General features: G+C 62.7%; 9 protein-coding genes and 1 tRNA gene. All 10 read left to right on the top strand.

From position 1 onward, the window contains the following. The first annotated feature begins 207 nt into the window (after positions 1-207). The 10 genes from H9633_RS10185 (at position 208) to H9633_RS10145 (ending at position 7,224) form a co-directional block, all read left to right on the top strand. Positions 208-279: transfer RNA gene (locus tag H9633_RS10185), tRNA-Arg, on the top strand. Positions 280-299: 20 nt separating this feature from the next. Then, entirely contained in the window at positions 300-761 is a 462-nt protein-coding gene (locus H9633_RS10180; RefSeq protein WP_191713082.1) for a hypothetical protein, read from the top strand. A gap of 113 nt (positions 762-874) precedes the next feature. Next, positions 875-1,072 carry a hypothetical protein gene (locus H9633_RS10175; RefSeq protein WP_191713081.1) on the top strand — a complete coding sequence of 66 codons (198 nt, stop codon included), beginning with the start codon at positions 875-877 and terminating at the stop codon, positions 1,070-1,072. Then, a complete protein-coding gene (locus H9633_RS10170) occupies positions 1,069-1,503 on the top strand; it encodes a hypothetical protein (protein ID WP_191713080.1) in 435 nt (144 codons plus the stop codon). The genes H9633_RS10175 and H9633_RS10170 overlap by 4 nt, the downstream gene beginning before the upstream one ends. Next, on the top strand, positions 1,500-2,603 hold the full coding sequence (locus H9633_RS10165) for an AAA family ATPase (RefSeq protein WP_191713079.1): 1,104 nt from the start codon (positions 1,500-1,502) through the stop codon (positions 2,601-2,603). The genes H9633_RS10170 and H9633_RS10165 overlap by 4 nt, the downstream gene beginning before the upstream one ends. Positions 2,604-2,632: 29 nt before the next feature. After that, positions 2,633-2,761 carry a hypothetical protein gene (locus H9633_RS13165; RefSeq protein ID WP_263598406.1) on the top strand — a complete coding sequence of 43 codons (129 nt, stop codon included), beginning with the start codon at positions 2,633-2,635 and terminating at the stop codon, positions 2,759-2,761. Between the two features lie 163 nt (positions 2,762-2,924). Then, positions 2,925-3,194: a hypothetical protein gene (locus H9633_RS10160; RefSeq protein WP_191713078.1), complete on the top strand. Its 270-nt coding sequence runs from the start codon at positions 2,925-2,927 to the stop codon at positions 3,192-3,194. Positions 3,195-3,205: 11 nt separating this feature from the next. Then, positions 3,206-4,021, top strand: coding sequence for a hypothetical protein (locus H9633_RS10155; RefSeq protein WP_191713077.1), 816 nt, complete (start codon positions 3,206-3,208; stop codon positions 4,019-4,021). A gap of 313 nt (positions 4,022-4,334) precedes the next feature. After that, positions 4,335-4,664 carry a hypothetical protein gene (locus H9633_RS10150; protein WP_191713076.1) on the top strand — a complete coding sequence of 110 codons (330 nt, stop codon included), beginning with the start codon at positions 4,335-4,337 and terminating at the stop codon, positions 4,662-4,664. Next, positions 4,657-7,224: a tape measure protein gene (locus H9633_RS10145; protein WP_191713075.1), complete on the top strand. Its 2,568-nt coding sequence runs from the start codon at positions 4,657-4,659 to the stop codon at positions 7,222-7,224. The genes H9633_RS10150 and H9633_RS10145 overlap by 8 nt, the downstream gene beginning before the upstream one ends. Positions 7,225-7,406 lie beyond the last annotated feature (182 nt).

Genomic DNA, 7,406 nt, shown 5'->3' with positions numbered 1-7,406 from the left:
GCTATCGATCACATGATGGACCGGGAAGATGTGACGTTCTGGGACCCGCGAAAGAAGCAGCTGGCGCTCATGGTCGCCCTGGCCGATCTTGCCTATGTCATCAGCCGCCGCTACCCCGTCCGAGATGGGTTCCTGTTGAAGCCCGTCATGAACGCAGAGGAGATCATCGCCTAACCCCGAGGGTCCGCGTTCATCGCGTACCCGCTCCCCCGATTAGCTCAGCGGAAGAGCGACGGCCTTCTAAGCCGGATGCCGCAGGTTCGAATCCTGCATCGGGGACACAAGGAAAGGATGTCGATATGGACGAATCGCTGTCTGATGTGATTGCGCGTTTGCTTGCGGAATCGGACGATCGCGCACTCTCGCTCGAGCGAACCTACACAGCATTGCGCGACATGGATCTCCTAAGCAAGACACGAGTTCATCGCTACATGTGCAAGCGCGGTTGTCAGGTGGCGCAAGCCCACAAGGTCGGCGGCATCGTGATGCTCGTCGTTCGGGATTACAAGTACTCAGCTGGCATGAACTCGGCAGAGTCGGTGCCAGAAGCACGCCGAAAGAACACGTTGGACGGCGACCGCCACTGGCCCTCTCACGTGTATGACATGACCGAGATGGCTACATGGGGCGATGATGCTGCGGCTCACGTCGTCTGCAGGCATTTCCGTGGCGCACTGACGGGAAGCCGCGTCTTGGCCGACGCAGATGGCGTTATTCCGGGCCGTGATGGAAAGCCCTCGACTCTCGGCACGCCGACATAATCGAAATGATGCACGATGCCCCGGCATCATGTATGCTTCGAACAGAAGTTTGAATTGCCCGGCTAAGTAGCCAACCGGAATCGCGCAGGGCGCCGGAACCGAAAGGTTCCGTCATGCCCTCCACCGAGGTGAAGTCCCTTCACGGCAAGAAAGCCGCAGCGATCCGCTGGCAGAAGCCGGTCGCGGAGATTGAGCGAGATCTCGCCGCCGAGAAGATCGCCGCCTACATCGAACAGGTTGTTTCTGCGGCCCCGCCCCTGACACCTTCTCAGCGCAATCGCATTGCCGCTCTCATCGGCGGTGGTGCATGAATGACGAAAGCCACCCGAAGGTGGCTCCCGAGGATCTGGCTGGCGGCTCGATCTCCCTCGATTCTACCGCGTACTTCGGACATTTGCGCATCAGCCGCACCGCATCCGACACAATCACCGGATGGGTCGACCAACTCGCGGCCGGAACCCTCAGCCTGACCGCCCTGCCCGCCTCACTGTTCGCCCTGTACGAGCTCGGCGTGACAGATGGCCGGCAGCAGATGGAACCCGAGTTGCAGGCCGCGAAGCTCGAGGCCGACCGCCTCTGGTTGCGCTGCTTTGGTGAAGCCGAACGGCGGGAGTACCTCCTCGACCGGCTCGACCGTGCCGCATCGCTCGCGAACCGTCCCGACGTGGACGACGTTCTCGACGAGGCATGGCGGATCTACTGCGCATCGCTGAATGACGTGCGAGCGGAAGTGAGCGCATGACCGCGACCTTCTCTGCCGAGTGGCTCATGCGACAGACGTTCCCACCAGTGAAGTACGTCGTCCCCGATGTGATCCCCGAGGGCATGACACTGCTCGTCGCCGCACCGAAGATCGGCAAGTCATGGATGGTACTCGGGCTCGCTATCGCCCTCAGCGACGGCTCTGAGGCGTTCGGATGCATCCCCGTGGGCGAACCCCGCCCGGTGCTCTACCTGGCGCTGGAAGACGGCCCACGACGCTTGCAGGACCGCATGATTCGCCTGTCGGCATTCGCAGCATCCCCGCTCCTCGAGTTCCTGACCGGGCTCGGTGAGGCGAAGGTGATCGACACTATCGCGGCGTTCCTGACGAAGCACACGGGCAGTGATCCGGTGGTGATCCTCGACACGCTCGGCAAGGTGATGCCACCGGCTGGCAACGCTTCCCAGTACGGGCACGACTACCGGATGCTGTCAGCGCTGAAGGCCACTACGGACGCTGTACCGGGCTCGAGTCTCGTCATCGTGCATCACACGCGAAAGGGCGAGGGCGGCGACTTCCTGGACGCGGTGAGCGGCACACAGGGCATCGCGGGCGCAGCGGACACCGTGATCGTGCTCAAGCGGGATCGGCACGAGAAGACCGCAACCATGCAGGTGACCTCGCGTGATGCCGCGGAAGGTGAGTACGCGTTGACGATGGTCGATGGTGCATGGCTTCTCGACGGCGGCGACCTGCTCACGGCTGCTAGGTCAGCGCAGACGATCAAGCAGACACAGGGCGTCGGTGACCGCATGGCGGAACTTATCGAAATCGTCGGTCAGCACCCGCAGGGGATCGCCCCGAAGGACTTGCGTGACCTGCTCCCCGGCGTATCGAACGTCGATGAGTATCTGCGCCGCGCTGTCACAGCAGAGCGCATTCAGAAGATCGGCCGCGGCCTCTATGCCCCCGTTAGTTATGAGAGTTTCGTGAGTTTCGAGGACGATCCCGACGCCGACTCTCACACACCTCTCACTAATCACAGGGGGGTTATAGGCGGCTGGGAAGATCCCGGCGTCTGCACTCACGGCGTGACGGTCGGTGCTCGATGCAGCAAGTGCGGAGGTGCAGCCGCGTGAGCGCACCTAAGCCGCTGAACCTTCGAGCGATGTCCGATGCATGGGACGACCCCGTTGCCTTCGCACGAGAACTCCACCACTACTACTCCCAGCTCGAAGCATCCGGGCACCGACTCCCCGCACACGACTGGACCAACACCGAAAGGAACAACACATGATCCGCACAGCGATGCTCTGCGACCACTGCGATGCAGTCTTCGCGCTCGAGGAAGCTCCCCGACGCGGAGGGCTCGTCACCCGAGCCCACGAAAACGGGTGGTCATCCACCTACCAGAACGGCACCTGGACCAACCAGTGCCCCAACCACACCAAGGAAGCCGCATGACAAACGAAGACCTCACCCCATACCGCGACCAGCTCGCCGCCGAACGCGGCATCAGCAACGAAGACCGCGACCTGCTCATGACCGGCGACACCGAGGAATGGCTACTGCAGCAGGCGGACCTGCTCGCACCGCTCCCCGACCTCACCAAGAACAATCGGGCACCCAAGGAAGGCCAGCGCGTCGACAGGGCCGACCCCGAACCCACCATGCGCGAGTTCGTACAGGAACTCATCCACGGACCCAACAACGACCCGCTCAGCTACTGAAAGGCACACCCATGAACATGCGCAACCCGCACCTGAACTTCGTCATCACCGCTCTCAAGGCGACCGGCGCCAAACTCCCGAAGGCAATCACCACCGCCCTCGAAGAGCAGGGCCGCATCGTCGCCGCCGCACGAGAGGCACGAACCCACACAGGCGGATACGCCTCTCTCGTCAAAGCATGGACCAGCGCGGTACTCGACGGACGCGACCCCGCCGAAGACCCCAACCTCCTGCGCGCGCTGCTGAACAACGCACTCGCAGACGGAGACCTCGAGTATGCCGCAGGCAACGCCGTGAACGACCGAGCAGTCGACAACATGCGAGCCGTTCAGGACGACATTCTCAACATCTTCAAGACCGCATTCGATGCAGCCGGCGTCACCCTGAAGTACGCACAGAGCATCCTCGGGAACATCGACCTCGACGACACGACCGCAATCTTCCAGCTCGGCCCCGTAGCCGTACAGGCACACCAGGACGCGCAGGAAGCACGCCGACTCACACGACTCATCGACAGCGGCTGGACCGCACTCAACCAGCTCACCGGATTCACCATCGAACCCGAACGGGTAACGCGCTGGGCCGATAGCGACATCGACACATGGGAACGAGTACGACGCGTCAAGGACGCATGGCAGGTGGTCGCAGCCGGATGCACCCTCGACCTCGCCATCGACCGCGACACCATCAACGCCCGCATCGAACGAATCGCCCGCGAACGACACGAACGCGAAACTCTCGACTTCCGCAATGCACAAGCAGCGCGCAGAGCACAGGGAGCGCTCGTGCTCGACGGAATCGAGAAAGTGAAGGAGGCAATGCGATGACCCTTCACCGCCACCAGGGGGAGGTCCGCCCTGCCATCACGCCCGTAACGTCACCGGCAGATGGGCACCTCTCTCCCCCGTATTTTTTTGCTTCCCCGTGGGGAGCAGCTAATACCCAGCGCGGGGGTCCCAAAGCCCATAAAACGGCGCGGTCACAGGCCGATGCTCGTTTTCACACACAGGGCATCGGAGGCGAGCTCGTGGAAAAAACCCCCAAAGTCTGTGCCGGGATTGCCCGGAGACCCGAAATGCGGCGGGGGCCATGGGGACCTGCCCCTGGGTATTCGAAGTCGATTCAAGGAGTTGTTGATTGATGAGCAATGAAGCAAAGCGGATTGCCCGCAATAGCGAGTTGGCCGATCGAATGATCGCCGCTTATGTGCATCGTGCGGGATCTGAGGACCCGTTGACGTACCTGACGGAGTTCGTCGAATCGATGGACTCAGAGCAGGAGGCAGTGGATCGGCTGGCGGAGTTGGTGCTGACGCTGGCGGAGAAGGCAGCGCAGGCGTCAACGGTGGTCGATATTTGGGACCCGCGCCGGCGTGTGGACCCGACGAAGGCGATGCGTTTGGCGGATTCCGCTTCGAGCGCGTTTGTCGCTTTGGGGCAGGAATTGATTGAGGAGGTCAAGCATGTCTGAAAGGGTGGTGCGGATTCGCCTGTCGGCGGATATCGCGGACTATAAGAGGGCGTTTCTGGAGGCTTCGGAGGCGGCGAAGAGGGCCGCGGATGAGGGCACGAAGGCGTCGAAGCAGGAGTCGGAGGCGGCGCGTAAGGCGGCTGAGGCTGCGAAGCAGAAGCTGGATGCGTGGAAGTCGCTCGGGACGGGTTTGCTCGCTGTGGGCGGCACGATGACGGCTCTCACGCTGGCGGTCGCAAAGACGGGTGTTGAGTACAACACTTTGCAGCAGACTTCGCGTGCGGCGTTGTCGACGCTTCTGGGTGGCGCTGAGGCTGCGAATGCGCAGATGGACAAGTTGGATGCGTTCGCGCGCACGTCGCCGTTTTCGAAGCAGACGTTCATCACGGCTCAGCAGCAGATGCTGGCGTTCGGTATCGAGTCAAAGAAGGTTATCCCGTATCTGGATGCGATCGGTGAGGCTGTTGCTGCGGCTGGCGGGTCGAATCAGGAACTTGGGGAGATCGCGTTCGTCATGGCGCAGATCTCGTCTGCGGGGAAGATCACGGCGCAGGATCTGATGCAGTTCGGTCAGCGTGGTGTGAACGCGGCGGAACTTATCGGTTCGCAGATGGGTAAGACCGGCGCCGAGATCCGCGCTCAGATCACAGCCGGAACGCTCGGTGCGGATCAGGCATTGGATGCTCTCGCCTCCGGCATGAAGGAGAAGTTCGACGGTGCTTCCGCGAACGTCAAGATGACATTCGCGGGTGCGATGGATCGCGTGAAGGCGGCATGGCGTGACCTGTCCGCTGACCTCACGAAGCCTCTTGTGGACCCGTCTGGCGGTGGGTTGTTCGTCGACCTGCTGAACCGGTTGGCGGATGTGCTGCGCATGTTCCAGTCGCTCCCTGAGCCGGTGAAGCTGGCCGGCGGTGCCCTGTTCGCCCTGGTGGGTATCACGGCGACGGTGACGGGTGCGGCGATCCTCGCGAAGATCAAGTGGATGGAGTTCTCCGCCACGCTCGACACGCTCGGTCCGATGGGTGCCCGGGTGAAGGGCATCCTGGGCGGGATTGGCAACTTCCTGACCGGGCCGTGGGGTGTCGCGCTGCTCGGTGCGACGGTCGCACTGGGTGTGTTCATGCAGAAGCAGGCTGAGGCTAAGGCGCGTGCGGAGGCATACGCTGCGGCGATCGACACGGCCACAGGTGCTCTCAGCGCCCACGGTGACGAGTTGATCATGAACGACCTCACCAACCGTTCGTCCGTGATGTGGTGGCAGGACACCTCGATTGCGGATGCAGCGGAGAATCTGGGCATCTCCCTCAACGTCGTCTTCGATGCTGTGAAGAACGGCGGCGACGCGATGACCGAGCTCGAGCGACAGTTGGATGCGAAGCAGGCAGCATTCAAGGGCACCGCGGACGAGGCGGAACAGTTCGCCCTGAAGGTGGACAAGGTACGCGGCGGTGTGCAGCGCATGTCCGGTGAGCTTGGCGATGCTACCGAGATGGCCCGTCAGCAGGCGGAGATGAGCGGCGAGCAGACGGATGCGTCCGGTCAGGTATCGGAAGCGTTCGCGGAGCAGGAACAGGCGTCCAAGGAACTGCAGGACGCGCTGCAGGGTGTCGTCACCGCCTACGAGGAGATGGCGCACGGGCAGATGGATGTGGCGAAGTCGCACGATTCTGCTCTGAGCGCGATCAACTCACTGACTGAGGCGACGAAGAATGAGGAAGCGGCGATCGACGGCACCAATGATGCGTCGATCAAGCTGCGCGATTCTCTCCGTGATGTGGAGCAGAAAAGCTACGACTCTGCTACGGCGATCGTGCAGAACACGGGCGATATGGCTGCGGCGCGTGCGGAGTGGGATGCGGGCCGTGAGGCTGTCATTGCCCAGTTGAAGGCGAAGGGTATGGATGAGGCCGCGGCGCGTGCGTGGGCGGATAAGAACCTCGGCTCAGCGAAGGACGTGGAGCTTGCGTTGGCGGCGGTGAAGGATCAGGCGAATGCACTGCCGAACAAGAAGGAGATTGCGATCTCCGAAAGCGGCAGTGAGGCGCTGGCGGTGCGGCTGGCGAACCTCCGCGACCTGATGTCGTCCATCCCGAACGTCAAGAAGGTCACGCTCGAGTCGTATGTGGTCGGTAACCGGACGGTGGGAATCCCTGGGCAGGCGACGGGTGGTCCGGTGTTCGGTCCCGGCCCGAAGGGTAAGGATTCTGAGCTTCGGATGCTGGCACCGGGTGAGCATGTGGTGACGGCGGCGGAGGTGGATGCGGCTGGTGGTCATGCGGCGATCATGCGGTGGCGTCAGTCGATCCTGAATGGCTCCATCCCTGGCCTTGCTGCGGGTGGCCCTGTTCGACCCGAGTCCGTCCCGGTGTCCGCTCGCGTGGTCACGGGCGCCCCTGTGGTGAACGTCGCTGCGCCGTCGATGCCGTCCGAGTTCGTGCTGAAGGACATGGACGGGGCTCTGATTGGCCGGATGCAGGTGGAAGCCGCGGGAGTTGTGGCCGGCAATTCGGCTCGAGTCGCATCCGGCATCCGTTCCCGGCGCCGCAGTGACGCCTAGAACGGCACCAAACGCGCTGTGAGCGCCTGAAACCCCCTCCCCGGTATCAACTACTAGGGAGGGGGTTTCCTCGCGTTACAGCGCATTCCGTCGCACTATCCGCCATGAATTGTGGGGCCGTCGAACTCGGGCGGCTGCTCTACGTCGTCGAAGCGTTGCAGATGCCCGCAGTGTGGGCACAC

Source organism: Microbacterium commune (assembly GCF_014836945.1).
In the GTDB taxonomy this organism is placed as follows: domain Bacteria; phylum Actinomycetota; class Actinomycetes; order Actinomycetales; family Microbacteriaceae; genus Microbacterium; species Microbacterium commune.
This window is presented reverse-complemented; position numbering and strand designations above follow the sequence as displayed.

Coding starts and splice junctions, on each gene's coding strand:
- H9633_RS10165 (WP_191713079.1), top strand. CDS start 1,500: ATGACCGCGACCTTCTCTGCCGAGTGGCTCATGCGACAGACGTTCCCA.
- H9633_RS13165 (WP_263598406.1), top strand. CDS start 2,633: ATGTCCGATGCATGGGACGACCCCGTTGCCTTCGCACGAGAACTCCAC.
- H9633_RS10145 (WP_191713075.1), top strand. CDS start 4,657: ATGTCTGAAAGGGTGGTGCGGATTCGCCTGTCGGCGGATATCGCGGAC.
- H9633_RS10170 (WP_191713080.1), top strand. CDS start 1,069: ATGAATGACGAAAGCCACCCGAAGGTGGCTCCCGAGGATCTGGCTGGC.
- H9633_RS10150 (WP_191713076.1), top strand. CDS start 4,335: ATGAGCAATGAAGCAAAGCGGATTGCCCGCAATAGCGAGTTGGCCGAT.
- H9633_RS10160 (WP_191713078.1), top strand. CDS start 2,925: ATGACAAACGAAGACCTCACCCCATACCGCGACCAGCTCGCCGCCGAA.
- H9633_RS10175 (WP_191713081.1), top strand. CDS start 875: ATGCCCTCCACCGAGGTGAAGTCCCTTCACGGCAAGAAAGCCGCAGCG.
- H9633_RS10180 (WP_191713082.1), top strand. CDS start 300: ATGGACGAATCGCTGTCTGATGTGATTGCGCGTTTGCTTGCGGAATCG.
- H9633_RS10155 (WP_191713077.1), top strand. CDS start 3,206: ATGAACATGCGCAACCCGCACCTGAACTTCGTCATCACCGCTCTCAAG.